The organism is Rhodospirillales bacterium (assembly GCA_020638175.1).
GTDB lineage: Bacteria > Pseudomonadota > Alphaproteobacteria > Micavibrionales > Micavibrionaceae > JACKJA01.
In genome coordinates this window covers 1,929,289-1,952,525 of the sequence record JACKJA010000002.1, presented here as the reverse complement: position 1 = coordinate 1,952,525, position 23,237 = coordinate 1,929,289, and the positions used below count along the sequence as shown (strand labels likewise).

Genomic DNA, 23,237 nt, shown 5'->3' with positions numbered 1-23,237 from the left:
TTCTTATTCAGTAACTTTGTTCCAGTGTGCTGCGATATGACGGTATGCTATTGGTTCTGTTAGCTCGTAAAGCGGCAAGGGCGGATCAAGCGTTTGCCCGGTGTGGCGGCCTAACGGCGCGGCGGACAGACGTACTTCACTGCTTTCCGGGATGTATTTGATGTTTCCGATCGGCAGGCGCAGCGTCATGCCGCTGTAAAGATGTGTGTCGCCGCCAAAAATATCGGGATCAGAGTCATTGGTGGCTGTGATAAATCCTTCGACCCGGGCGCCGTTGTCAAATTGCCGGGTTAGTCCCATTGTTCCGCCCGTGTCACCGGCCAGATAGCGTCCGGCACGGGCATGTACCGTTAAATTAGTGCCCGGTATTTCGTACCAGCCTTGTATGTGACCGGTCAGGGGGTGATCGTCGGCATGCCGCAGATTGAGCGGCGTGCCCGGATCACGTTTGACGGTCTGGTACAACTCGGCGCCCAGCGCGAATGTTTTGCCAAACGGGCGGTAAAGTACTTCGCCGCCTATGCCGCTGTACATTTCCTCCAGATATCCGGCGGTAGCGGCGGCGTGGATGTCCGGACCGAAACTGTGCAGGATGGAAGCATAAAGGCGGTCCAGCGCTATTCGTTGGTGGGCGAAGTCGTTGATATCTTCACGGGTGGGAGAGGCGCGGGGACGCCGGTATCCGGCCAGTTGATCCAGATTGTTGTGGAGATTTAGCCGGAGCGCGCCGCCGGTTACGATATGTGTCAAAATTTGTTTCTGGCCTTCGGCGATCAGGGCGGAGCGATGGATAAGGCCGTTATCGTCTTCTGACAGGCTGGTCTGGTTGTCTAAAATCAGGCGTAGTTTCTTTTCCCCGGCAAAGGGGGCTTTACGGGGCGTGGATTCGGGTATGTTTTCCGGAGAGACGTTCAGGTGGGCGCTGCGCCAGATTTCCTGCGGGCTGCCTTGATGCTGTATCAGGGCTTGTTCCAGATCGCGGCGGTTCAGGGCGATGTTCGGTCCTTTCAGGCCATAGATTTCGGGCATAACCACCAGCGTTTCCGCTGTCGGGTCGGCATTGTTGGCGATATGGCGGGCGGCGTGACCGATTTGTTGTGGCAGGGGGGCATAATCAGGTCGGACGATCAGCCGGCTCCAGCTTTCGGTGTTTTTTTGTTTAATTTCTTCAAGCTGGAGTCCTTCTACGGCTGCGGCGGCTTGTGTTTCGCCGGGCAAGGCCGCTGTTGTCCTGTAGGGGTAAAGCGGTTTTGGCGGATGTTTTTTTGTGGGGCGGCCCGTCCAGTTTTGCAGGGGGGATTGCAGGTTCAATGTCCCCATGATTTTCTGCCCGCCGATCAGGGCTGCGCCGATGTGTATCCATTGCCGTGGGCTATAGCTAAATCCGGCAGACCACGGAGCCGGGGTGTGATAGCCAAAAGCGGCTTGTTCCGTTTTGTACTTGTCGGCGTTCCAGTCGGCTTTCAGTGTCAGGCCATCAATCGGCGTGGCATAGGACAGGCCTCCCAAAAAACCGACATCCTGGCCGGTAAACCAGTCATGCGGTCCGCTGGGATTGTCGCCGTCCAGAGGACGTTTTTTATCAAAGCGTGACATCAGAAACCCCAACGGGTTTTTAATGTGCCCGGCGCTGCCTAGCCGTCCCCACGCCATACCGGCGGTTAGATCCCAGTTTCCAAATTGCTTTGACAAGGCCAGATATTCCCCCGCCATGCGTTTATGACCGATGGCGGAGAGCGCGCCCAAGGCTATTTCCGGTCCGTAGGTGCTTTCTTTCATCAGGCGCAGTTTGATATCCAGTCCGGGGTATAGCCTGTCGGTTGATGCTGTTTGTGAGGAAAGGCGGGCGGTTTGCCGTAGTGTCAATGATAACGGCGTGGCTATTTGCACGTGAAGGCCGGCATGTGCGTAAGGACCCATGGCTGAAAGTGAGGCGCGGACATTACCGCTTTCTTCCATCCGGGCGCCGGGAACCGTGTTCAGGCCCATCATGCCGTACAGGGACGGGGTTGCCGATGGTTCGGCACGTGCAACAGAAATGCCGCTGAGTATGCAAAGACTGAAGATGAAAAAAACAGCGTGTGGTTGCATGATTGCGTTGCCGTGTGAAATAGGCCCGATGACAAAGAAGCCTTTTAAATACTTATAAGATTGTCGGTAATGTACGATGGTATGTCAAAGCCTTAAATGCCGGATTTTTATTTTATCAAGGCAACATTAAGTTGTATTATGGGTGAGAGGGGATAAGTCATCTGATTTAAACGGGGAGAAGGAAATGCTATGGGCAATGTTGAGCGTTCAGAAAGTGGTTGCGCTGTGTCGTCGGCCGCAGAACAACGTGAAAAAATGGAGGCACTTGGAAAACTGGCGGGCGGCATAGCCCACGATTTTAACAATATCCTGATGATTATTGATGGCCATGCGCGGGTGGTGCTGGATAAGATTCCTGCAGATGCTCCCGAACGGGTATGTCTTGAGAGCATTCGCAAGGCGGTGATGCGTGGGTCGGAACTGACTGGCCGGCTTTTGGATGTTGGCGGGCGTGGCGCGCAGGATGAGGTCATCGATGTGGCGGCGTTTGTGCAGGAGCAGGTTGATATTCTGAAGCCTTATGTTCAGGAAAGGGCACAGCTTTTTCTGGATTTTGAAGAAGGGTTGTATGTAAAGGGCGCGCGGGATTCATTGGCCCGTATTCTGATTAATCTGGTGATGAATGCTTGTGAGGCCGGACAGGAAGATGCTCAAAACACGATAAAGGTTTTTGCGAAGAAGAGGGGATCTTCTTTTGTTTGCATGCAAGTGGTCGATGATGGGGCCGGCATGGATGCAGAAACGAAGTCTCATATCTTTGATCCGTTTTATACGACGAAGGGGCCGGGTAAGGGAACCGGTCTGGGGTTGTCGATCGTGGAAGGTGTCGTAACGCGTATGGGCGGTCATATCGACGTTGAATCCGAGACGGGGCAGGGGACAACGATCAGCATTTGTCTGCCGTTGCTTACGTCATCTGAAAAAAGCTTGTTGCGGGATGGTCTGTCGTGATTTTGAGTGATTTGAAGGTTCTGGTTGTTGATGATTATGCTGAAATACGGGTTGTATTGCGTACTATGCTTAACGCTATCGGTGTTACATGTATCAACGAAGCCGATAATGGCGTCTGCGCCCTTGAATTTATTAAAACCCATTCCGATGAAGTCGATATCCTTATTTGTGACTGGAACATGCCGGGGCTTTCGGGGATGGATATTCTAAAATCCTTGCGGGATAGAGGCTCGGACATGCCGGTAATTATTATTACCGGACGAGGCGGAGGGCTGGAGTCGTGTATGGCGGCGCGTTATTCCCGTGCGACCAGCTTTATTCAAAAACCATGCTCTGTTACCCGCATGGAAGTCGAATTAAGGGCTATCCTCAGGCATATCAATGAAAACCGCCATAAGAAAACCTCTTTGCAATCCGCGTGCAGTTAACGTATATAAAGGCTGATATAAAATTTTCACTGTATCTGCGAGGACTGTTTCCTGCGGATTTGTAAAAGAGACTTGTATGGCCAAAGAAGATTTAATGGAATTTAAAGGCGTGGTTTCGGAAGTGTTACCGAACGCCATGTTCCGGGTAAAACTGGAAAACGATCACGAAATTCTCGCCCACACGGCGGGGAAAATGCGTAAAAACCGCATTCGCGTTCTGGCGGGTGACTCGGTGGTTGTGGAAATGACGCCTTACGACCTGACCAAGGGCCGGATTATTTTCCGGGAAAAATAATGCTTATTCTTGCATCCGCATCGCCCCGCCGTCTGGATTTGCTGGCGCAGGCAGGGATCGTGCCGGATGAAGTTATTCCTGCTGATATTGATGAAACGCCTTTGAAACACGAAACGCCGCGGGCGCTGGTCGAGAGGCTGGCTCGCGGGAAGGCGTTTGTTATTGCCGAAAAATATCCGGATGCGTGGGTTTTGGCGGCGGATACGACGGTGGCGGCCGGACGGCGTATTCTTGAAAAGCCGGCGGATGAAGCTGAGGCGCGCCGGTTTCTCGATTTGTTATCCGGGCGGCGGCATCGGGTGATTGGCGGTATTGCCCTGGCTTCGCCGGGGGGGAGCCTGATTTCCCGTACCAGCAGCACGACCGTGCAGTTCAAATACCTGACCGATTCCGAGAAAGCCGCCTATGTCGCGTCCCGTGACTGGGAAGGTAAAGCGGGCGGTTACGGCATTCAGGGCGCCGCCGAGGTCTTCGTCAAATCCATCAACGGGTCTTATTCCAATATCGTCGGGCTATCGCTTTATGATACAATAGCCATGTTACGTGGCGCCGGATTTATGAAAGGCTAGAAGCACTTGGATATCCTGATCGAAGAACTGAACGGCAGCCTGTGGGCGGCGGCGGTTGATAAAAAAGGCCAGTTGCAGGGGGTGGAGGTTGATCCGGCGCATGAGGAAGTGCGCTGGGGGTCGGTTTACTGGGCCAAGGTCGCCCGGATCGATGCGGCGCAGGATGCCGCGTTTGTGAATCTGGATGGCGAGAATATCGGCCTGATCCACAATGCCGATGTGCGGATCAAACAGAAAGACGGTTCTTACAAAAAAGGCGGGGATGTGGCGATCGGCAAGGTTCTTCATCCCGGCCAGATGATCGCCGTGCAGGCAAAAAGCGCCTATCTGCCCGCCGATCCGAATGGCGATCATCCGTGGCTGGAGGATAAAAATCCGCGGGTCAGCATGAATATTTCCCTGCCGGGGCGTTATCTGATCCATTTGCCGCTGGAGCATGAAAACCGGGTATCCCAGCGTATCCGCGATAAAAAACTGCGGGCGCAAATGCTGTCGATGCTGGACGCTATGGGGCAGTGCGAAGGGTGCATTTTGCGGGCGGCGTCGGCCAACATGCAGACTGATGTTCTGGTGCGTGAAGGAAAGCTTCTCAACGCGATCTGGAGCCAGTTGCAGGATTATTTTTCGGGGGAGCAGCCCGCCCTGATTATGGAGGGGCCGGACGCCATTCATCGTTTGATAAGCGATAATGCCGGCCAGACCATCGACCGGGTCGAGATCACGGTTATGGATCACTATCAGATTGTCGAGGAATGGTGCGAACTTTACGCGCCGGATCTCGTGACCAAGATTGTGCCGGTGGAACTGCCGGGGGCGCAGACCGATATGGCGCTGTTTGAGGAGCGCGAAATCACCGGTCAGATCGAGGCGCTGTTTCATCCCTATGCGCTGTTGCCGTCGGGCGGGACGCTGATTATTCAGGAAACGGCGGCTTTGACCGCGATTGACGTTAACCGGGCCGGGGACGATCGTCCGGCGCTGGCGATTAATTTGGAAGCGGCGCAGGAAATCGCCCGGCAGCTCCGCATGCGTAATATGGGCGGCGCGGTGGTAATTGATTTCCTGAAAATGAAAAAGAAACCGGAAGAGGATAGTTTGAAAAAGGCGCTGGAAGACGCGTTTAACAACGATCCTTGCACGGTGCAGGTCCATGGTTTGACCAAGCTGGGGCTGATGGAGGTAACCCGTCAGCGCCGCACGCCGCCGCTGATCGACCGGGTCGAGACCGAAGCCGTTTAAAAAACCCGCGAAAAAAGAGTAAATTCAATCTGGACAGCGCGGCTTAATTTGCCTATAAGCTTTTGTCTGACGGCTTACCCCGCCGTTTTCTTGATATGAGCGCCCAGGTAGCTCAGGGGTAGAGCAGGGGACTGAAAATCCCCGTGTCGGTGGTTCGATTCCGCCCCTGGGCACCATTTTTTCATTTAAAATCAAAAAACTACCCGTCCCTGTATTGATTGTGAAGATATCTTGCAGGATGAATGTTTCGTCACAAAACCCGTTTGACGGCGTCCTGCCAGCCGGTATAGAGCGTGTTTTGCGTGGCGGCGTCCATTTGCGGATCGTAGCGGCTGGCGCGTTGCCAGCGGGCGGCGATATCGTCCAGGTCCTGATAGATACCGCTTTGCAGCCCGGCAAGGTAAGCGGCGCCGAGCGCCGTGGTTTCTGCGACTTTCGGGATTTCCAGCGGTTTGCCGATGATGTCGGCGATGAACTGGCAGACAAAACCGTTGGCGACGAGGCCGCCGTCGGCCCGGATCACAGCCGGATCATAACCGGTGTCGGCGATCATCGCGTCGATCAGATCGCGGGTCTGGTAGCCTTGGGCCTCCAGGGCGGCGCGGGTGATGTGGGCGGCGGTGCTCTCCCGCGTCAGGCCGGAAATGGCGGCGCGGGCGTGCGGGTTCCAATAGGGCGCGCCCAGCCCGGTAAAGGCCGGCACGAAATAAACGCCGTTATTATCGCCTACAGAAGTCGCCAGCGCTTCGCTTTCGCCGGCGTCGGCGAACAGGCCCAGACCGTCACGAAGCCACTGTATGGCTGCGCCTGCGACGAAGATCGAGCCTTCGATGGCGTAAGTTGTCTTGCCGTTCAGGCGGTAGGCGGGTGTGGTCAGCAGGCGATGTTGGGATTCCCTGAATTCCGGGCCGATATTCATAAGGGCAAAACAGCCGGTGCCGTAGGTTGATTTAATCATGCCTTTGTCAAAGCAGGCCTGGCCGATGGTGGCGGCCTGCTGGTCGCCGGCGATACCGCTGATCGGCAGGGACGGCCCCAGAAGGTCGGTGGTACCAAAAGCGGCGGCGTTGTCCTTGACGTCCGGCAGGAGGGCGCGCGGGATGTTGAAGAGGCTCAGGAGTGTATCGTCCCAGTCATTATCCCGGATGTTAAAAAGCATCGTGCGAGCGGCGTTGGTGGCATCTGTGGCATGGATTTTCCCGTCGGTCAGGTTCCAGAGCAGCCAGCTATCGACGGTGCCAAAGGCAATATCTCCGGCTTCGGCGCGGGGGCGCAGGCCGTTGATGTTATCGAGCATCCATGCGATCTTGGTGGCTGAGAAATACGGGTCGAGCAGCAGGCCCGTGCGGGCGCGGATTGTGTCTTCATGCCCGGCTTTTGTAAGGGCTTCGCAGGTTTCAGCGGTGCGGCGGTCCTGCCAGACGATAGCGTTGCCGATGGGGGTGCCGGTCGTGCGGTCCCACAGGATGGTGGTTTCGCGCTGGTTGGTGATGCCGATGGCGGCGGGGGTGGTGCCGGTTTCCTTTATGATTTCCCGGCAGCACCACAGTGTGTCGTTCCAGATATCCATGGCATCCTGTTCGACCCAGCCCTTGTGCGGGTAGTGGAGCGTCAGTTCCTTTTGCTTTAGGGCCAGAATGTCGCCGTCCGCGGAAAATAAAATGGCGCGCGAGCTGGTGGTGCCCTGGTCAATGGCGAGAATGGTCGGGGCGGTCATGTAGCAGGCTCCTTCGATAGGTATTCTTCGAGATTTTTGACGGTCTGGTCACCGGCATGCATGCCGAGTTTGGACCGCCGCCAGAGGATGTCTTCCGCCGTGCGGGCGAATTCATGGTCGATCAGGTAGCGCACTTCGGCTTCGAACAAATGGTCGCCGAAATGGAATCCCATGTTCCGGCCTTCGGCGGCTCTCTCGAGGAGGATGTTCATCCGGGTGCCATAGGCCCGCGCATAGCGTTCGATAATGTCGTGCGGGCACCAGTCATAGCGCTCTTTTTGCTCTTCGACAAAGTGGTTAAAATCGGCTTCCTTGATATCCCCGCCGGGCAGGGGACTGGCGGCAGTCCAGCTTTCCGTGTCGGTCAGGCGGTTAACCATATCGGCCGCCAGATGGCGATACGTGGTTATTTTGCCGCCGAAAATACTGTAAAGACGAAGGTTATCCTTTTGTAATAAATGAATTTTATAATCGCGTGTGACGGCGGAGGCATTTTGGGTGCCGTCGTTGAATAACGGGCGGACGCCGCTAAAGCTAAATAAAATACGGTTCGAATCGATTTTATTTTTAAAGCTATTATTAACAGCCTGACATAGATATGAAATTTCGTTATCGTCAATCGTGGATTCGTATGGATCGCCGCTATAATCGACTTCGGTTGTGCCGATCAGGGTTGTGTTGTCCTGATAGGGCCATGTGAAGACAACGCGGCCATCGGGTTGTTGTAACAGATAACCGTGATCGCCCTTGTAGAGCCGGGGAATGATGATGTGGCTGCCTTTGACCAGCCGGACGTTCGGTGTGTCGGGCAGGGCCAGCCCGGCGGGGTCGAGGATCGTGCGCACCCATGGGCCGGCGGCATTGACGATGGTGCGGGCGCTGATTTCAAAATGCCGGTCCTTGAGCGTATCATGCAGGCCGATTTTCCAGTGATCCGACAGGGGAGTGATGGCTTCACAAATTGTACGGGTCAGGATTGTCGCGTGCCGTTCGGCGGCATCGACGGCGTTTAAAACCACCAGCCGGGAATCATCGACCTGACCGTCGCTATAAACGAAAGCGGTTTTGTATTTATTTTCGAGCGGTTCTGTCAGATCCGATGAGGCGCTGGCCTTGATTTTCCGGGATCCCTTGAAAGCCCGGCGGCGGGCCAGATGATCGTACAGGAATAAGCCGGCCCGGATCATCCAGGCTGGGCGCATGGTCACTTCATGCGGGATGACAAATTCCATCGGGCGGATCAGGTGCGGCGCCGTGCGCAAGAAGATTTCCCGTTCCTGCAAGGCTTCACGGACCAGTTTAAATTCGTAATGTTCAAGATAGCGCAAGCCGCCATGGATCATTTTGGAGCTGGCCGAGGATGTGGCGCACGCCAGATCGCGGGCTTCGACCAGCAGGACAGACAAACCCCGCCCCGCGGCGTCACGGGCAATGCCCGCGCCGTTGATACCGCCGCCGATGACGCACAGATCGTAATGTGCTTTGTTTGTCATGATCTCTCCCGCTGGTTTGCGGTTTTTATCATACCAGTTTCATATGGGTCTTGTGTAGTACGCAGATCAGCGTAAAGAGCCGCCGGGCGGTTTCGTGATCCATGTTGATTTTGCCTGTCAGCCGGGCCATCAGCAAGTCTGCGCCTTCGTTATGCAGACCGCGGCGGGCCATGTCTATGGTCTGGAGTTTCTGGCAGTTGCCTTCGTGGCGGCATTGCTCATAGCTGTCGATCATCAGGAAATAATCCTGGATCAAACGCCGGTAGGGGGTCAGGGACAGCAGAAGCGCCGGCAGGGGGGTTCCCTCATCATTCTTGATCTGCAGGGCGAGTTGTCCGTTTTCGATGCCGATTATAAGGCTATACGGGCCTTGGTCGTCGTTTGCCGGGTGAAACAGGTCGTGATGATGGACAAGCTCGTCGAGGGCTTTGTTCCGTTCATGGTCGAGAGCGCTGTGATTGTTTTGTCCTTCTGTGCCGGCCATGCGCACGTCTGAGAGATAAAAGGGAGATGTTTTATTCATAAAGGGACGCCATAACTCACGGATGTTTTTTATACTGTGGCAATTTGGCGTCGGCCCCGCAAGGGGAAAATATAGGGTGAAGGGGGGATATCGTGTAGACGGAGCTATACCTATACGATAGTATTAGGGGGACGGTTCGTGCTGTTCAGGGGGAAGACACAATGACTAAGAAAATTTTACTTGTAGATGATGATGAATTCATCCGGAGCATGCTGGTGAAATACCTGACGGATGCCGGCTATGTTATCGATCAGGAAAATAACGGGGCAGATGCTTTTGAGACCCTGAAATCCGATAGTAGTTATAATCTTTTGATTACCGATATCGTTATGCCGAATATGACAGGCTGTGAGTTGATGAAAGCTCTGAAGAAGGAGCAAATCCGTATTCCGATTCTGGCCATTACCGGCGGCATGGAAAACGCGGTTGAAGAATATCAGTGCGCTGCCGATTTATTCGCGGATAAAACATTGCTCAAGCCGATTGATCGATCGGTGTTTTTGCATGAAGTCGAAGAATTAATTGGGCCGGCCTGAGCGGGCTGTCTTATCCCGCCACCCGTTCGATATCCGCGCCGCAGGCTGTCAGTTTCCCAACAATATTTTCGTAGCCGCGATCCAGATGGTATACCCGGTTTACAGTGGTTTCTCCTTCGGCAACGAGTCCGGCCAGAACCAGCGCGACCGACGCGCGCAGGTCTGTCGCCATAACTTCCGCGCCGGTCAGTTTTTCAACGCCGCGCACGATGGCTGATCCGCCGTGGACCGTGATATTTGCGCCCATCCGGCATAGCTCAGGGACATGCATAAAGCGATTTTCGAAAATGGTTTCCGTGACCATGCCTGCGCCTTCGCTGAGCGCCAGCATTGTCATGAACTGGGCCTGCATATCGGTCGGGAAACCGGGATAAGGTTCGGTCATGATGTCGATGCCCTTCAGGCGGTGACCGTTGCGGGAAACGATAATGTCGTTGCCGTCTTCTTCGATGATAACGCCGGCCTCTTCCAGAGGGCCGACCAGAGCGGCAAGCAAATCCAGCCGCGTGTTTTTCAGGCGGAGTTTACCGCCCGTCAGACCGACGGCAACCATAAATGTGCCGGTTTCGATACGGTCGGCGATGACCTGATGTGTGGCGCCGTGCAGTTTTTTAACGCCGTGAATGGTGATTTTTGGTGTGCCCAGTCCTTCGATTTTCGCGCCCATGGCAATCAGGCAGTTTCCGAGATCTTCGACTTCCGGCTCACGCGCCGCGTTGGACAGGATGGTCGTGCCTTCGGCCAGTGTCGCCGCCATCATCAGGTTTTCCGTGCCTGTGTGGCTGACTTTCGGGAAGGTGTAGTGCGCGCCTTTCAGCCCGCCGGGCGCTTTGGCCTTGATATAGCCGTCCTCGATGATGATATCGGCGCCCATGGCGCGGAGGCCTTCAATGTGGAAATCAACCGGGCGTGTGCCGATGGCGCAGCCGCCGGGCAGGGATACCACGGCTTCATGGTGACGGGCCAGTAACGGTCCCAGAACCATAATGCTGGCGCGCATCTTGCGAACCAGATCATAGGGCGCTACCGGTGTTGTGATCTCCCTGGCCCGGATAATGCCGACATTATCGCTGCGCAGGGCTACGACGGCACCTATATGCTGTAAAACGCCGCCGAGGGTGCGGATATCGCCGAGCGTGACGGGCATATTGGTCAGTTGCAAAGTCTCATCGGTCAGAAGTGCCGCGCACATCAGTTTCAGGGCGGCGTTTTTGGCACCGCTGATGGCGATTGTGCCTTCCAGACGCTTGCCACCGCGAATACAGATTTTCTCCAGACCCGATGATTTGACTTCGGTACGGATTAACTCAATGGTCTGGCCGGTTACGGCTTCTTTTTCGACCTGAGGGGCTGCGGTATCTTGTGATGTCATTTGCGTTTTTACCATGTGTTTTTGTCCTTTAAAGCCGGGGCAGAGTAACGCCGCGCTGGCCCATATATTTGCCCGACCGGCTGGCATAGCTGGTCTCACACGGGCTGCTGCCCTTGAAGAACAGGAACTGTGCCACGCCTTCGTTGGCGTAAACCTTTGCCGGCAGGGGCGTGGTGTTGGAAATCTCCAGCGTGACGTGACCTTCCCAGCCCGGTTCCAGCGGCGTCACGTTAACAATCAGGCCGCAGCGCGCATAGGTGCTTTTGCCGAGGCAAATCACCAGCACATCGTCGGGGATTTTGAAATATTCTACTGTGCGGGTCAGGACGAAGCTGTTCGGCGGAATGACGCAGACATCGGTTTTGCGTTCGACGAAGCTCTGGTGCGAAAAATCCTTGGGATCGACAACGGCGTTGTCGACATTGGTGAAAATCATGAATTCATCCGAGCAGCGCGCATCATAGCCATAGGATGACAGGCCGAACGAGATATTGCCCTCGCGTTTTTGTTTTTCGACGAACGGGTCGATCATGCCGTGATTTTCAGCCATGTCCCGAATCCAGTGGTCGGGCATAATGCCGGGCAGGGCGTTGAGGGCGGTATCTGTTTCCGGCTGTTTTTCCATCACTTGCATGTGGTCTGGTTCCCGTCTTTTTGTTCGCTCTTTACGTCTTTCCGGCGGCGGAGGTTGTCACGCAGGGCGGCGGCGCGTTTTTCTGCGCGCTGTTCCGCGCGCCTCTTTGCTGTCTCGTTTTTTTCCGAGGCCTGCGCCATTGTCTTTGATCCGAATCTTTATTAATTTCCGAAAAGCCGTGCGACTATATAAAAAACAGGCGTGACATGCCAGAAATTTTATTGTAGGTTGCCGATCGCTTTGGGGAAAACCCTTATCCCAGCGCTGTCGTAGCTCAGAGGTAGAGCACTCCCTTGGTAAGGGAGAGGTCGAGAGTTCAATTCTCTCCGACAGCACCATGCTTCGCTTTTCAGGCTGTTTTCTTACAAATAAACTGGGTGACAAAGGCTTTGCCGGTGTGGCATGTGCCTTCATGGACGTCGCGTTCTTTTTCGCACTGGTGCAGGATATCCTGATTTTTAAAGACGGATAGAAGCTCATCGAGGGCAACCATCCATGACGGGTCTTGCGGGCCGCCGGTGCCGTATTTGATCTGTTCGGGGTTGTAAGCCTCCATGATAAACACGCCGTCCGGTTTAAGCGCCTTTAAAGCCTTGGGCAAAGTCCGGCGGCGCGTTTCCGGATCGGTATGGGCGAAGATCGAGACAATCGCATCCCATTTGTTTTCCCCGAAATCGAAATCATTGACGTCGGTGACGATATACTCGATTGAAACGCCGTTATCGGCGGCAAGACGTTCGGCCTTTTCCTTTCCGGCGGATGAGATATCCACGGCGCAAACAGTCAGTCCGTGTCCGGCCAGAAACACGGCATTGCGGCCCTCGCCTTCGCCGAGGCACAAGACGCGCCCGGTTTTGGGGAGGTGGCTTATCGAGGCTTTCAGAAAATCATTGGGCTGCGTGCCATAAACGTATTCCGGCTGGCTGTAGCGTTCATCCCAGAAGGGTTTCATGGTCATCGCTAAAACCATTTCAGTTTTTTGAACAGGGCGATCTGGCCGGCGACGAGGGCGATCAGCAAGCCCATGAATATCCAGAAAGCATAGGGGTTGTCGGCGCCGGGAATGCCGCCGACATTGATGCCGAGCAGGCCGGTCAAAAAGCCGAGCGGCAGGAAAATGGCCGCGACGACCGAAAGCACATACATATTCCTGTTCAGGCGGTCCGATAGCGCATTGGCCAGTTCATCCTTGACGATCTGGGCGCGTTCACGGATGGCGTCGAGATCTTCGATGTAGCGGATAATACGGTCGAGGCTTTCCTGCAGGTGCCGCTTATGGCCCTGATTTAGCCATGGTTGCTCGGAGGTGCGTAAGTAAGCGATAACATCGCGCTGGGGGGCGATATAGCGGCGGAAAATAATCGCGCGTTTGCGGATGGTTATAATGTCCTGCCGTTCGCTGACTTCCGGGTCTTCCATGACCTGTTCCTCGATATTATCGAGTTTTTCATCCAGTTCTGTGAAGATGGGTTCCATACGCTCCAGCAGACGGGCGGCCAGTGTGGCGACCAGTTCACCGCCATCCTTTGGCCCTTTCCCGTTTTTCAGGCGGTCTTGGATGTCGGCAACGGTTTTCAGGTTACGGCGCTGGACGCTGATAATCCGGTGGGCATCCACCCACATCCGGATAGAGATCATGTCTTCCGGGTCGGCATCGTCGTTCAGGTTTACCCCGCGCAGAATCATCAGGGCGCCGTCATCGAATTCCAGTATCCGGGGTCGGGTTTCTTCGGCCAGCAGGGCATCGACAATGATTTTGTCCAGATAGCTGATCTCTGTTTCGATCCATGCGCGTGCCGCGGGATCGCGGGCATCCAGATGGACCCAGGCCAGCGTGTCGGCGCGGACGGTGTCTGTGACAGACTGACCGGTTAGAAGCTGGCCGCTGCCGTTGCCATCGATGGTGCTGGCGAACAGGATGCCGTTGGTTTCGCTCATAAGATATGTGCCCTTATTTTTTTCTCCTTCCTATAATTGGGGTACGGAGTAGTTTTGTCTATTGTAAAAATTTGCTGCGATGCAGAAAACTTCTTGCAATATATTATCAAAATATGGCAGGGTGTAACAAAGGGCGGCTTTCCGCCTTTTTGTTTCCACAACCTCTGAAAGACAAGAAAGGAGTGACCTATGACCACGCGATTTAATATTCCATCCGCGAATTATGCGGTCATTCCCGGACTCTTGCCGCGCCATTAGAGGTGTAAGCATACGGTCCGGGCATGATAGCCGGGCCGTTTTTGCAAAACGACAAAAGAGACTTTTTCCCTTTTTTCACTTTGTTATTCGTCCCGGCTTTTGAAACACCAAAGCAGGAAAACGAACAATGAAAAAAAATAAAAAACTAGAAATCACATATGGCGATGTGTGGCGTTTCTCAATGGACTATTGGGGACGTTACCCGGTTTTGATGATCGCTGCTGTCGTGTTCATGATGACATCCGTGGTGGCGGATGTGATTGTGCCTGTCTATACCGGGCAGATTATGGATCACCTGACGCAGGGGGATGCGGCGGCTACGACCAAGAGTTTTGTCGTCTTTATGGCGCTGTCCCTTGTGCATACGGTGTTTTGGTCGCTGGCATTTTATACATGGAACGTTGCGGCTTTGAGAAACCTGAAGCATATCCTTGAGGAGTTATCACACAAGGTGATCCGCTTTTCGACGGACTGGCATGCCAATGCCTTTGCCGGTGGGACGGTGCGGAAAATTACCCGGGCCATGTGGGCGTTTGACCGCTTCGAGGATACCCTGTTCATGGGATTACTGCCGGCGGCTATTATTATGCTCGGTATGTCGGTGATGCTGCTGATCAAGGTGCCTTTGGTCGGGCTGTATGCCACGGTGACCATGTTGATCTATGTCGGGATGAGTATCTATATGTCGGTTGCGATTCTGGCGCCGAAATTTACGCGTTCGGCGGCAAAGGATACAGCGATCGGTGCGATGCTGGCTGATGTCATGACCGGTGTGCCGACGGTTAAGGCGTTCGGTGCCGAGGGGCGTGAGGATGAACGTTTTCAGGCCCTGACCGGTCGTTGGTATCAAATTTTCCTGAATGCTTGTCAGACTGGGCAGACGACTGACTTGTTGCGATCAATCGTTCGTAACTTCATGGTGGCCGGGATGGTCGGTATGTCAATCTGGATGTGGCGTGAGGGCACAGCAACGCCCGGTGACATTGTTTTGGCTCTGACCAGCGGTATGTTCATGGGCGGTTATCTGCGGGAGGTTGGTCGTCATATTGCTGAACTGCAGAAGGCGATCAGCGAGATGGAGGACGGTATCACTTTTTGGCTCAGGAAGGATGATATCGTTGACAAGCCTGAAGCCAGGCTGTTTGTGCGCGGTAAAGGGCGGATCACGTTCGATAACGTTCGTTTTACCTATGACGGGCAGAATGACCCGCTTTATGACGGGTTCTCTCTGGCGATTGCGGAAGGCGAGCATGTCGCGCTGGTCGGGCATTCCGGTTCGGGCAAGTCGACGTTCATCAAGCTGGTGCAGCGTTTATACGATGTGCAGGGCGGTGAAATTCGGATCGACGGGCAGGATATTGCCGATGTAACGCAGGACTCGCTGCGGCGGGCGATTGCGCTGGTGCCGCAGGAGCCGATCTTGTTCCATCGCTCGCTGGCCGAGAATATTGCCTACGGTAAGCCGGGCGCGAGTATGGGTGAAATCCGCAAAGCGGCTCAGAAAGCTTATGCCCACGACTTTATCAGCGCGTTGCCGCAAGGCTATGACACGCTGGTCGGGGAGCGCGGCGTGAAGCTTTCTGGTGGTGAGCGGCAGCGTGTGGCGATTGCCCGGGCTATTCTGGCCGATGCGCCGATCCTGATCCTTGACGAGGCAACCTCGGCGCTGGATTCGGTTTCGGAGCATTATATCCAGAAAGCGCTGGCGGAACTGATGCGTGGGCGGACGACGATTACGGTTGCCCACCGCCTGGCGACGATCAAATCCGTCGACCGTATTCTGGTCTTCGATCAGGGACGGGTGGTGGAGCAGGGGGCGCACGAAGAATTGTCGGTCCGCGAAGGATATCTCTATCGGCAGCTCTATGAAATGCAGGCGCTCGATTTGATCGGTGGATAATAATGATAAGAACGGGAGGGGCTGATGTCCCTCCTGTTTACTTTTGGGGACTCCAGCCGCGATACCAAGGGCCGAGGGGAACGATTTCGGCGTCGTGGCCGTTATCGTAAAACCAACTGTCGACGGCATATCGTTCACCGGTTTCCGTGTCTGTGATGACGGCGGTCTGGTGCGGCCAGAGTTTGCCTTTGAACATTGTCGTGACGGGGGTGCGCGATACCGGGGGGGATACGGTGTGATGATACAGCCATCCCTGTTTTTCCAGCAAGGCCAGATAGATCGTTGTGTTAATGCTCTCATCCACGCAGTCGTGCTGAGCTGCGCCGGCCCCGACGCCGGCGAAGGTGCCGGCCTTATCGGCGCTGGTACCGTTCAGGGCGCCGACTTTTCGTTCGAACAGGCCGATGGCCCGGCCGATGGCAGCGCGTTCTGTTTCTGCGTCATTTACTGTCGTGAAAAAATTCCCGATTTCCTGCCAGTCTTGTTCGAACAGCGAAAGGGTATCGGTTTTCTTGCAGCCATAAGCCCGGCAATGGGGGAAGGAGTCGGGTATGGGGGCGGCGAGTCCTTTTTTGTCGAGGTAAGGCTGGTAATTGCTGCCGGTGGTCTGGCAAGCGGTCAGGGTGCAGCAGGCTATGGCTATGAGGGGTAAAAAACGTCTCATTTTTCGATCTCCAGCACGATCGGGGTGTGATCCGAAGGTTTGTCGAGGGCGCGCGGGGCTGTGTCGATCATGCAATTTACAAGGCGGTCTGTGATCGGCGGAGAGAGCAGGAAATGGTCGATCCTGATCCCGTGGTTTTTCGGCCAGCACCCGGCCTGATAATCCCAGAATGTGTACTGGGCATCTTGTTGGTTAAACACCCGGAAGGCATCGGTTAGCCCCAGATTGAGCAGGCTTTTGAATTTTTGCCGGGTTTCGATTTTGAACAGGGCGTCGTCTTCCCATGCTTTGGGATCGTAACAATCGCGGGGGTCCGGGATGACATTGAAATCGCCGCCGATCAGGAACGGAATGCGTTCGGATCGCAGGGTTTCCAGCCGGGCTTTCAATCTGTCCATCCATGACAGCTTGTAGGTATATTTTTCGGTATCAACCGGGTTACCGTTGGGCAGATATATATTAATTATCCGCAGACCATTGATCTCGGTTTCCAGATAGCGGGCCTGTTCATCGTTATCGTTATCGGGCAAGGATTCGTGAATAACTTTAATGGGGGTTTTCGAGAAAATGGCAACGCCGTTATAGGTTTTCTGGGTGACGGCAGCGCTTTCGTAACCGATGACCTTGAAATCGTCTGCCGGGAAATCGACGCCTTTAAGCTCTTGCACCATCAACACATCGGGTTGATGGTCCGTCAGCCATTTTGTGACGTGATCCTTGCGGGCTTTGAGTGAGTTAATATTCCAGCTGGCAATTTTCATGCGGGACAGAATAACAGGATACAGTCGGGTAACAAGCCTTTACCTGTTCAAGATATCATCACGGGTTCTGTCCAAGACGCTCAGGATGTTTTGTCGAACTTCAGGCGGGATGTTGTGATCGTCTATGGCTTCCCCGAATTTTTGCAGGGTTAGATCGAACAAATTATCGTTCAGGGCCAGATTTTTATGGGCGGCACGCAGGTCGTCAGCCGAATATTTTCCCGGGCCTTCTATCGCGATGCCCAACATCGTGCAGAACATTGTGCGCTGTTTTTCCATGTCTATTTTATTAAAAAAATGAGATGTTCGTTCGTCAGTCAGCATTTTATCGTAAAAATTTTTGACGATACTCTTCACAATATTCTTCCCTCCCATTTGACCAGAAAGGTTTTGCGGGCAGCATCCGTTTTGGTTATCCTGCATAATCAGTGTCTCTCCTGATGGGTGATAAATAGTACCAAGTCAGTCTAAGATAGGGGCGCTTATAAAAGCAATGGTTGTTTTTGACGGGCTTATCTTTGCCTACAAACGTATGTGCCAGGGAAAATTCATGGATCAAACCTCTTATAATTACTGTGCTTTGCCGCTGGCGGCATATGCTTGCCGCCCGGATCAAAGTCAGGGGCGTTTGTATGCAGAGGCGGAAAGTGTGCACCGGACCTGTTTCCAGCGGGATCGTGACCGGATTATTCATTGCAGCGCTTTTCGCCGCTTAAAAAACAAGACGCAGGTCTTTGTCGCGCACGAAGGCGATGATTACCGGACGCGCCTGACTCATACGCTGGAGGTTGCCCAGATTGCCCGCTCTTTGGCGCGGGCCTTGATGGTGAACGAGGATCTGGCCGAAACAGTGGCGCTGGCTCATGATCTGGGGCACCCGCCGTTCGCCCATGCCGGGGAAGAGGGGCTGAAAGCAGCGATGACCAAGGTGGGAGGCTTCGACCATAACGATCAATCCTTACGTGTTCTGGTTCATCTGGAACGTAAGTACCCGGACTGGCCGGGGCTGAATTTGACGTGGGAAACGCTGGAAGGCGTGGTCAAGCATAACGGGCCGGTGACCGGTAAATTGCCGGTGACGTTGACGGGTTTGCAGAAACAAACGGATTTGCGGCTTAAGACCTATGCCACAATAGAAGCGCAAGTGGCGGCGCTCGCCGACGATATTGCCTATAACAACCATGATGTCGAAGACGGTCTGGCGGCGGGGTTGTTTGATCTGGCCGATCTGGAGTCCCTGTCGTTATTGTCACGGGTTATGGCAGACGTACGGGCTAAGTGGCCTGATTTGTCCCGTCACCTGTTTATACAGGAAATGATCCGCGAGATGATCGGCGCGATGGTCGAGGATGTGTTAAACGAAGCAAAAAGGCGTCTTGAAGCCCTTAATCCGCAAAACCCGGATGATGTACGTCATGCCGGTAAACCGATGGTGGCGTTTTCTGATTCCATGCTGGTTCAGGTAAACGATCTGCGGGCATTTTTGTTTGATCGCATGTATCGTCATCACAAGGTTCACCGCATGTATCGGGCCGGATACAGGATTGTGCATGATATTTATCAGGCGTTTATCGATGATTACCGCCTTCTTCCTGATCGCTGGCGGGCGCCGGAAGGGGCCGGAAAAACCGAACAGGCCCGCCTGATCGCCGATTATATTGCGAACATGACCGATCGTCAGGCGATCCTTGAACATGACCGCCTGTTTCATTTTCACAGTGTTTTCCAGTGAATAACTGCAACGGTTTGCTTGCGTTTTATCGGAATTTTTCCTAGATTTTCCGTATGGCACATTATGATGAACTTGATGATCCGTATTACAATCGCGGGCCGATGCACAAGCGGCGCGCGATCCGTGATCGTGGACCTGTACTGACGGCAGCGATTTTTGCCGTTTTGCTGGTGGTTTTGGTGAGCGTCCTTTGGTACAGCTACCCGCGTGAAGCAGAAAAGCAGGAGTTGATGGCCGTGCCGGTTATTCATGCCGATGCTACACCTGTCCGGGCTGTGCCGCAGGATCCCGGTGGTATGGATGTGCCTTATCGGGACAGCACGGTTTTTGAAGCGCTGCGTTCCAGTCAGAATAATAATGACTCTGCCCGGATTGAAAATTTGCTGGCGGAGTCCGAATCGGAGCAGCCTGTCGACCGCGAAGAGTTGTTTGCCGGCCTGAAAACCGAGCTGAAAGTCGACAAAGATAACAATGTAAGCTTGACAATAGAAACGCCTAAGAAAGCGCCAAAAGCTGTTGAGCCGGAACCTGCGGTTAATGAAGCTCATGAAACGGCCGCATTGCCGATGCCGGCGACCAGCCCGGTAAAAACGGCGGCGATGTCGTCAAGCGAGGCCGCAAAGGCCGCAAAAATTGAACCGGCGGCCGGGGATGCGACGCGGCCTGTGACGGGCAGCGGGACGCATATGGTCCAGCTTGGCAGTCTGCGCTCGGATGATGCGGCGCGCGCCGAATGGAAAAAATTGCAAGCCCAGTTTCCTGGTCAGTTGAGTTCTCTTGATTTGCGGGTTCAAAAAGCCGATCTGGGGGGGCGCGGTGTATTCTACCGGGTGCAGGGCGGCACTGTAAGCGAGGCGCAAGCACGGTCTATCTGTGCGGCTATGGAAGCAAAACGGCCCGGAGGCTGTCTTGTTGTCAAGCGTTGAGGAAGACCGCGTTCCGCGCGCGATGATATGCGGTCTGTCCGGCCTTGTTGTTACTCCTGAAGAGCGTGATTTTTTCCGGGATGCCGATCCGCTCGGCTTTATCCTGTTTGCCCGTAATTGTGACAATCCGGATCAGGTGAAGGCTTTATGTGCGTCTTTACATGAGGCTGTCGGGCGTGAAGCGCCGATCCTGATCGATCAGGAAGGTGGGCGGGTTCAGCGTCTTAAGGCCCCGCACGGGCATGATTACCCGGCGGCTCATAGCTTTGGGAGAATGTTCCTTCGTGATTTTGCCAAGGGGCGGGATGCCTTAAGGGATAGTTCAATGGCGCTGGCAAGGGAGCTGGCCGAAAATGGTGTAACCGTCAACTGCGCGCCGGTTATGGATGTGTTGTTTCCTGAAACCCATGATGTGATTGGTGATCGGGCCTATGATTCCGATCCGGAAGTTGTGGCTGCCTTGGGCTCTGTGGTTTGCGCGGCGTTTCTGGAGCAAGGTATTATACCGATTATCAAGCATTTGCCGGGACATGGGCGTGCCTGCAGTGATTCTCATGAGGATTTGCCTGTGGTGGATGCGTCGCTGGAGGATTTAAAGAATACAGATTTCAAGGCGTTTCGGGATGTCATGAACAAATCCTTTTCTGAAGCGCTGTGGGGGATGACCGCGCATGTCGTATACAAGGCCGTCGACGACCGCTTGCCGACGTCATGTTCCCGAAAAGTCATTTACGATGTCATCCGCGAGGATATTAATTTCGACGGGTTATTGCTGAGCGATGATGTGTCGATGGGCGCGCTGGGCGATTGCGGTGATATCGGGGCACGCACCGACATGGTTTTGCGAGCGGGGTGCGACATCGTTTTGCACTGCAATGGTGATATGGCCGAGATGAAGGCGGTGGCCGCCAACGCTGAAAAGATGACAAAGGCCGCTGTTATGCGCTATAACCGCTCGGTTTCATGGGTTAAGAGGAAGGTTCAGCATGGCTGAGGCCGCCGTTTTTGAAGAAGATCCGCCGCGGCGTGAGGTTGAAACTCACGGCGCTGATGCGCTGTTGCTTGATATTGACGGCTTTGAAGGGCCGATTGATGTGCTGCTGGTGATGGCGCGGGATCAGAAGGTTGATCTGACCAAAATCTCGATTCTGGCGCTGGCACGCCAATATCTGGCCTTTATCGACCGGGCGCAGGAATTGCGGCTGGAACTGGCGGCTGAATATCTGGTGATGGCTGCGTGGCTGGCGTACCTGAAATCCCGTCTGCTTTTGCCGCGCCAGGACGATGACGAGGAAATTGACGCCGAGACGATGGCCGAGGCGCTGCAATTCCAGCTCAGGCGTTTGGAGGCTATGCAAAAGGCGGCCGAGGACCTGTTTGCCTTGCCGCAACTGGGGCAGGATATTTTCCCGCGCGGTATGCCGGAAGGGCTCAGCACCAAAACCGATACGGTTTACGAGGCATCACTTTATGAGCTGTTGCAGGCTTATGGCGCGATCCAGCGGCGCGGTGAGGATAATAATTACGAATTGCCGGTTTTTCATCTGATGAGCATGGAAACGGCGCTGGAGCGTATGACGACGATGCTGGGTAAACTGCCGCGCAAAGGGCCGTGGAGCGTATGGGCGACGTTGCAAAGCTTTATTCCGGAGGGCGTTAAAGATCGTCTTTACGGACGGTCGTCGATGGCTTCGGTCTTTACGGCCAGCCTTGAAATGGCTAAACAAGGTAAAATCGAAATCAAACAGGATGGTTTGTTCCGTCCGGTTTATCTCCGCGGAAGAATGGAAGAACAATAGAATGACGACAATAAAATCAGTGTGTGTGTATTGCGGATCATCGAACAAGGTTGATGATGTTTACAAACAAGCGGCCGGTGATATGGGGCGACTTATAGCGCAGCGTGGCTGGGCGGCTGTTTATGGCGGCGCAGCCGGTGGGTTGATGGGGCTGATGGCCGATGCGGCGCTGGGCGGCGGCGCGGATGTGATTGGCGTTGTGCCGGAATTCCTGACCAAGATTATGGACGGAAAAGAAACAGAGCATCAGGAATTGACCGAATTGCATATTGTCGAGAGCATGCATGAGCGCAAGCAAAAGCTGGTGGATTTGTCTGATGCGTTTGTGATTTTGCCAGGTGGATTTGGGACGCTGGATGAACTTTTTGAGGTTATGACCTGGCGGCAACTTGGCGTCCATGCTAAGCCGATTGTCGTGGCAAATATCAATGGTTATTGGGATCCGTTGCAGCCCTTGATTGATAGGATCGTTGATTCTCATTTTGCGCGCGATAGCGACCGGACACAGTTTTCTATGGCGGCTACGATTGATGATATTCCCGATTTGCTTTTGAACGCGCCGGAGCCGGATAAAGACCTGCGATCGAAATGGATTTAACGGATGAGTGATCAGGAACAGGATATACGTCTTCTGGAAGCAATGCTGTTTGCATCGGCGGAGCCTCTGACGCTGGCAGCGATGCGGGAGCGTCTGCCCGAAAATGTCGATCTGGGCGGGATGTTGATGGCGCTGCAAAAACATTATGAAGGCCGCGGCGTTAATCTGGTGGATATGGACGGCAGCTGGGCGTTTCGGACGGCTGTTGATCTGGGCGATGCGCTGGCGGTTCACAAGGAAGTGCAACGGAAGTTGTCGCGCGCGGCGATGGAAACGCTGGCGATTGTGGCCTATCATCAGCCGGTGACACGGGCGGAGATTGAGAATATTCGCGGTGTGGCGACGCATAAAGGGACGCTGGATGCCCTGATGGAGGCCGGATGGGTCAAGCCGGGCCGCCGCCGCGAAACACCGGGTCGCCCCTTGACATGGGTGAGCACAACGGCTTTCCTTGACCAGTTCGGGCTGGAGTCGATGAGCGATCTGCCGGGGCTGGATGAGTTGAAGGCTTCGGGGCTTTTGGACCGCCGTCCGGCGATTGAGACTGTGCCGGGGACCGGCGAGCTGTTTGAAGACGTAGAAGACGAAGTTGTTGAGCAAAACGATAGCGAAGAGGAATTAGCGTAATGGCACCGGGTATCTGGCAAATTTTATTGATTGTATTGGTGATCCTGCTTTTGTTTGGGGCAGGCAAGTTGCCGCGGATTATGGGCGATCTGGCCAAGGGCGTCACGGCCTTTAAAAAAGGGCTGAAGGATGAGGATGCCGCCGCACCGCAAGTTGAGGACAAGAAAGACAAAGCTGATTAATTTC

26 protein-coding genes and 2 tRNA genes are annotated in these 23,237 nt (G+C 54.4%); 16 read left to right on the top strand and 12 right to left on the bottom strand.

Annotated features, from left to right (window positions below):
• Positions 1 to 3 precede the first annotated feature (3 nt).
• Entirely contained in the window at positions 4 to 2,091 is a 2,088-nt protein-coding gene (locus H6868_09805; protein ID MCB9989606.1) for a YjbH domain-containing protein, read from the bottom strand.
• A gap of 189 nt (positions 2,092 to 2,280) precedes the next feature.
• Between H6868_09805 and H6868_09800 the strand changes: the two genes are divergently transcribed.
• From H6868_09800 to H6868_09775, 6 genes are all read left to right on the top strand, one after another.
• The gene (locus tag H6868_09800) at positions 2,281 to 3,042 is read left to right on the top strand and encodes a HAMP domain-containing histidine kinase (protein MCB9989605.1); all 762 of its coding nucleotides are present in this window, start codon (positions 2,281 to 2,283) and stop codon (positions 3,040 to 3,042) included.
• On the top strand, positions 3,039 to 3,470 hold the full coding sequence (locus H6868_09795) for a response regulator (GenBank protein MCB9989604.1): 432 nt from the start codon (positions 3,039 to 3,041) through the stop codon (positions 3,468 to 3,470). Before H6868_09800 ends, H6868_09795 begins: the two co-directional genes overlap by 4 nt.
• A gap of 76 nt (positions 3,471 to 3,546) precedes the next feature.
• A complete protein-coding gene (gene infA / locus H6868_09790; GenBank protein ID MCB9989603.1) occupies positions 3,547 to 3,765 on the top strand; it encodes a translation initiation factor IF-1 in 219 nt (72 codons plus the stop codon).
• Positions 3,765 to 4,334 carry a septum formation protein Maf gene (gene maf, locus H6868_09785; protein ID MCB9989602.1) on the top strand — a complete coding sequence of 190 codons (570 nt, stop codon included), beginning with the start codon at positions 3,765 to 3,767 and terminating at the stop codon, positions 4,332 to 4,334. The genes infA and maf overlap by 1 nt, the downstream gene beginning before the upstream one ends.
• A 6-nt stretch (positions 4,335 to 4,340) precedes the next feature.
• Positions 4,341 to 5,573, top strand: coding sequence for a ribonuclease E/G (locus H6868_09780; protein MCB9989601.1), 1,233 nt, complete (start codon positions 4,341 to 4,343; stop codon positions 5,571 to 5,573).
• 101 nt (positions 5,574 to 5,674) lie between these two features.
• Positions 5,675 to 5,749: transfer RNA gene (locus H6868_09775), tRNA-Phe, on the top strand.
• A 74-nt stretch (positions 5,750 to 5,823) separates the two neighbouring features.
• On the opposite strand, the gene glpK is transcribed toward H6868_09775, so the two are convergent.
• Genes glpK through H6868_09760 form a run of 3 tightly spaced genes read right to left on the bottom strand, consistent with a single transcriptional unit; the run spans position 5,824 to position 9,306 of the window.
• On the bottom strand, positions 5,824 to 7,290 hold the full coding sequence (glpK, locus tag H6868_09770) for a glycerol kinase GlpK (protein ID MCB9989600.1): 1,467 nt from the start codon (positions 7,288 to 7,290) through the stop codon (positions 5,824 to 5,826).
• A complete protein-coding gene (gene glpD / locus H6868_09765; GenBank protein MCB9989599.1) occupies positions 7,287 to 8,783 on the bottom strand; it encodes a glycerol-3-phosphate dehydrogenase in 1,497 nt (498 codons plus the stop codon). The genes glpK and glpD overlap by 4 nt, the downstream gene beginning before the upstream one ends.
• Positions 8,784 to 8,811: 28 nt before the next feature.
• On the bottom strand, positions 8,812 to 9,306 hold the full coding sequence (locus tag H6868_09760) for a UPF0262 family protein (protein MCB9989598.1): 495 nt from the start codon (positions 9,304 to 9,306) through the stop codon (positions 8,812 to 8,814).
• A 161-nt stretch (positions 9,307 to 9,467) separates the two neighbouring features.
• On the opposite strand from H6868_09760, the gene H6868_09755 reads away from it, so the two are divergent.
• On the top strand, positions 9,468 to 9,842 hold the full coding sequence (locus tag H6868_09755) for a response regulator (GenBank protein MCB9989597.1): 375 nt from the start codon (positions 9,468 to 9,470) through the stop codon (positions 9,840 to 9,842).
• Positions 9,843 to 9,852: 10 nt separating this feature from the next.
• Here the strand turns inward: H6868_09755 and murA are convergent, their stop codons facing one another.
• The 3 genes from murA to H6868_09740 all read right to left on the bottom strand — a co-directional run bounded on the left by murA (position 9,853) and on the right by H6868_09740 (position 11,988).
• A complete protein-coding gene (gene murA / locus H6868_09750) occupies positions 9,853 to 11,118 on the bottom strand; it encodes a UDP-N-acetylglucosamine 1-carboxyvinyltransferase (GenBank protein MCB9989596.1) in 1,266 nt (421 codons plus the stop codon).
• 124 nt (positions 11,119 to 11,242) lie between these two features.
• Positions 11,243 to 11,788: a dCTP deaminase gene (locus H6868_09745; GenBank protein MCB9989595.1), complete on the bottom strand. Its 546-nt coding sequence runs from the start codon at positions 11,786 to 11,788 to the stop codon at positions 11,243 to 11,245.
• Between the two features lie 50 nt (positions 11,789 to 11,838).
• On the bottom strand, positions 11,839 to 11,988 hold the full coding sequence (locus H6868_09740) for a hypothetical protein (GenBank protein ID MCB9989594.1): 150 nt from the start codon (positions 11,986 to 11,988) through the stop codon (positions 11,839 to 11,841).
• A gap of 123 nt (positions 11,989 to 12,111) precedes the next feature.
• Here H6868_09740 and H6868_09735 point away from each other — a divergent pair.
• Positions 12,112 to 12,186 (top strand) — tRNA-Thr (locus tag H6868_09735).
• A gap of 11 nt (positions 12,187 to 12,197) precedes the next feature.
• Here the strand turns inward: H6868_09735 and H6868_09730 are convergent.
• Both H6868_09730 and H6868_09725 read right to left on the bottom strand, forming a co-directional pair.
• Positions 12,198 to 12,806 carry a class I SAM-dependent methyltransferase gene (locus H6868_09730; GenBank protein MCB9989593.1) on the bottom strand — a complete coding sequence of 203 codons (609 nt, stop codon included), beginning with the start codon at positions 12,804 to 12,806 and terminating at the stop codon, positions 12,198 to 12,200.
• Positions 12,807 to 12,808: 2 nt separating this feature from the next.
• On the bottom strand, positions 12,809 to 13,786 hold the full coding sequence (locus tag H6868_09725; GenBank protein ID MCB9989592.1) for a zinc transporter ZntB: 978 nt from the start codon (positions 13,784 to 13,786) through the stop codon (positions 12,809 to 12,811).
• A 385-nt stretch (positions 13,787 to 14,171) separates the two neighbouring features.
• On the opposite strand from H6868_09725, the gene H6868_09720 reads away from it, so the two are divergent.
• Positions 14,172 to 15,944 carry an ABC transporter ATP-binding protein gene (locus tag H6868_09720; protein MCB9989591.1) on the top strand — a complete coding sequence of 591 codons (1,773 nt, stop codon included), beginning with the start codon at positions 14,172 to 14,174 and terminating at the stop codon, positions 15,942 to 15,944.
• 37 nt (positions 15,945 to 15,981) lie between these two features.
• On the opposite strand, the gene H6868_09715 is transcribed toward H6868_09720, so the two are convergent.
• Genes H6868_09715 through H6868_09705 form a run of 3 tightly spaced genes read right to left on the bottom strand, consistent with a single transcriptional unit; the run spans position 15,982 to position 17,726 of the window.
• Entirely contained in the window at positions 15,982 to 16,608 is a 627-nt protein-coding gene (locus tag H6868_09715) for a hypothetical protein (protein ID MCB9989590.1), read from the bottom strand.
• Entirely contained in the window at positions 16,605 to 17,369 is a 765-nt protein-coding gene (xth, locus tag H6868_09710; GenBank protein ID MCB9989589.1) for an exodeoxyribonuclease III, read from the bottom strand. The genes H6868_09715 and xth overlap by 4 nt, the downstream gene beginning before the upstream one ends.
• Before the next feature lie 39 nt (positions 17,370 to 17,408).
• Complete coding sequence (locus tag H6868_09705; GenBank protein MCB9989588.1) at positions 17,409 to 17,726, bottom strand: group 1 truncated hemoglobin; 318 nt, start codon at positions 17,724 to 17,726, stop codon at positions 17,409 to 17,411.
• Between the two features lie 193 nt (positions 17,727 to 17,919).
• Here H6868_09705 and H6868_09700 point away from each other — a divergent pair, with 193 nt between their 5' ends.
• From H6868_09700 to tatA, 7 genes are read left to right on the top strand one after another with little or no spacing between them, the layout of a single operon-like run.
• On the top strand, positions 17,920 to 19,101 hold the full coding sequence (locus tag H6868_09700) for a deoxyguanosinetriphosphate triphosphohydrolase (protein MCB9989587.1): 1,182 nt from the start codon (positions 17,920 to 17,922) through the stop codon (positions 19,099 to 19,101).
• A gap of 53 nt (positions 19,102 to 19,154) precedes the next feature.
• Positions 19,155 to 20,027 (top strand): SPOR domain-containing protein, encoded by an 873-nt coding sequence (locus tag H6868_09695; GenBank protein ID MCB9989586.1) that lies wholly within the window; start codon positions 19,155 to 19,157, stop codon positions 20,025 to 20,027.
• A gap of 22 nt (positions 20,028 to 20,049) precedes the next feature.
• Positions 20,050 to 21,021, top strand: a complete 972-nt coding sequence (nagZ, locus tag H6868_09690) for a beta-N-acetylhexosaminidase (GenBank protein ID MCB9989585.1) — start codon at positions 20,050 to 20,052, stop codon at positions 21,019 to 21,021.
• Positions 21,014 to 21,826, top strand: a complete 813-nt coding sequence (locus H6868_09685) for a segregation/condensation protein A (GenBank protein ID MCB9989584.1) — start codon at positions 21,014 to 21,016, stop codon at positions 21,824 to 21,826. The genes nagZ and H6868_09685 overlap by 8 nt, the downstream gene beginning before the upstream one ends.
• 1 nt (position 21,827) lies before the next feature.
• Positions 21,828 to 22,424, top strand: coding sequence for a TIGR00730 family Rossman fold protein (locus H6868_09680; protein ID MCB9989583.1), 597 nt, complete (start codon positions 21,828 to 21,830; stop codon positions 22,422 to 22,424).
• Positions 22,425 to 22,427: 3 nt separating this feature from the next.
• Positions 22,428 to 23,051 carry an SMC-Scp complex subunit ScpB gene (gene scpB / locus H6868_09675; GenBank protein ID MCB9989582.1) on the top strand — a complete coding sequence of 208 codons (624 nt, stop codon included), beginning with the start codon at positions 22,428 to 22,430 and terminating at the stop codon, positions 23,049 to 23,051.
• Complete coding sequence (tatA, locus tag H6868_09670; protein MCB9989581.1) at positions 23,051 to 23,233, top strand: twin-arginine translocase TatA/TatE family subunit; 183 nt, start codon at positions 23,051 to 23,053, stop codon at positions 23,231 to 23,233. Before scpB ends, tatA begins: the two co-directional genes overlap by 1 nt.
• Positions 23,234 to 23,237 lie beyond the last annotated feature (4 nt).

Bases quoted from the DNA above. Each gene is read 5' to 3' on its own strand.
- H6868_09805 (MCB9989606.1), bottom strand. From the start codon at position 2,091: ATGCAACCACACGCTGTTTTTTTCATCTTCAGTCTTTGCATACTCAGC.
- H6868_09800 (MCB9989605.1), top strand. From the start codon at position 2,281: ATGGGCAATGTTGAGCGTTCAGAAAGTGGTTGCGCTGTGTCGTCGGCC.
- infA (MCB9989603.1), top strand. From the start codon at position 3,547: ATGGCCAAAGAAGATTTAATGGAATTTAAAGGCGTGGTTTCGGAAGTG.
- maf (MCB9989602.1), top strand. From the start codon at position 3,765: ATGCTTATTCTTGCATCCGCATCGCCCCGCCGTCTGGATTTGCTGGCG.
- glpK (MCB9989600.1), bottom strand. From the start codon at position 7,290: ATGACCGCCCCGACCATTCTCGCCATTGACCAGGGCACCACCAGCTCG.
- glpD (MCB9989599.1), bottom strand. From the start codon at position 8,783: ATGACAAACAAAGCACATTACGATCTGTGCGTCATCGGCGGCGGTATC.
- H6868_09760 (MCB9989598.1), bottom strand. From the start codon at position 9,306: ATGAATAAAACATCTCCCTTTTATCTCTCAGACGTGCGCATGGCCGGC.
- H6868_09755 (MCB9989597.1), top strand. From the start codon at position 9,468: ATGACTAAGAAAATTTTACTTGTAGATGATGATGAATTCATCCGGAGC.
- H6868_09745 (MCB9989595.1), bottom strand. From the start codon at position 11,788: ATGCCCGACCACTGGATTCGGGACATGGCTGAAAATCACGGCATGATC.
- H6868_09740 (MCB9989594.1), bottom strand. From the start codon at position 11,988: ATGGCGCAGGCCTCGGAAAAAAACGAGACAGCAAAGAGGCGCGCGGAA.
- H6868_09730 (MCB9989593.1), bottom strand. From the start codon at position 12,806: ATGACCATGAAACCCTTCTGGGATGAACGCTACAGCCAGCCGGAATAC.
- H6868_09725 (MCB9989592.1), bottom strand. From the start codon at position 13,786: ATGAGCGAAACCAACGGCATCCTGTTCGCCAGCACCATCGATGGCAAC.
- H6868_09720 (MCB9989591.1), top strand. From the start codon at position 14,172: ATGAAAAAAAATAAAAAACTAGAAATCACATATGGCGATGTGTGGCGT.
- H6868_09715 (MCB9989590.1), bottom strand. From the start codon at position 16,608: ATGAGACGTTTTTTACCCCTCATAGCCATAGCCTGCTGCACCCTGACC.
- xth (MCB9989589.1), bottom strand. From the start codon at position 17,369: ATGAAAATTGCCAGCTGGAATATTAACTCACTCAAAGCCCGCAAGGAT.
- H6868_09700 (MCB9989587.1), top strand. From the start codon at position 17,920: ATGGATCAAACCTCTTATAATTACTGTGCTTTGCCGCTGGCGGCATAT.
- H6868_09695 (MCB9989586.1), top strand. From the start codon at position 19,155: ATGGCACATTATGATGAACTTGATGATCCGTATTACAATCGCGGGCCG.
- nagZ (MCB9989585.1), top strand. From the start codon at position 20,050: ATGATATGCGGTCTGTCCGGCCTTGTTGTTACTCCTGAAGAGCGTGAT.
- H6868_09685 (MCB9989584.1), top strand. From the start codon at position 21,014: ATGGCTGAGGCCGCCGTTTTTGAAGAAGATCCGCCGCGGCGTGAGGTT.
- H6868_09680 (MCB9989583.1), top strand. From the start codon at position 21,828: ATGACGACAATAAAATCAGTGTGTGTGTATTGCGGATCATCGAACAAG.
- scpB (MCB9989582.1), top strand. From the start codon at position 22,428: ATGAGTGATCAGGAACAGGATATACGTCTTCTGGAAGCAATGCTGTTT.
- tatA (MCB9989581.1), top strand. From the start codon at position 23,051: ATGGCACCGGGTATCTGGCAAATTTTATTGATTGTATTGGTGATCCTG.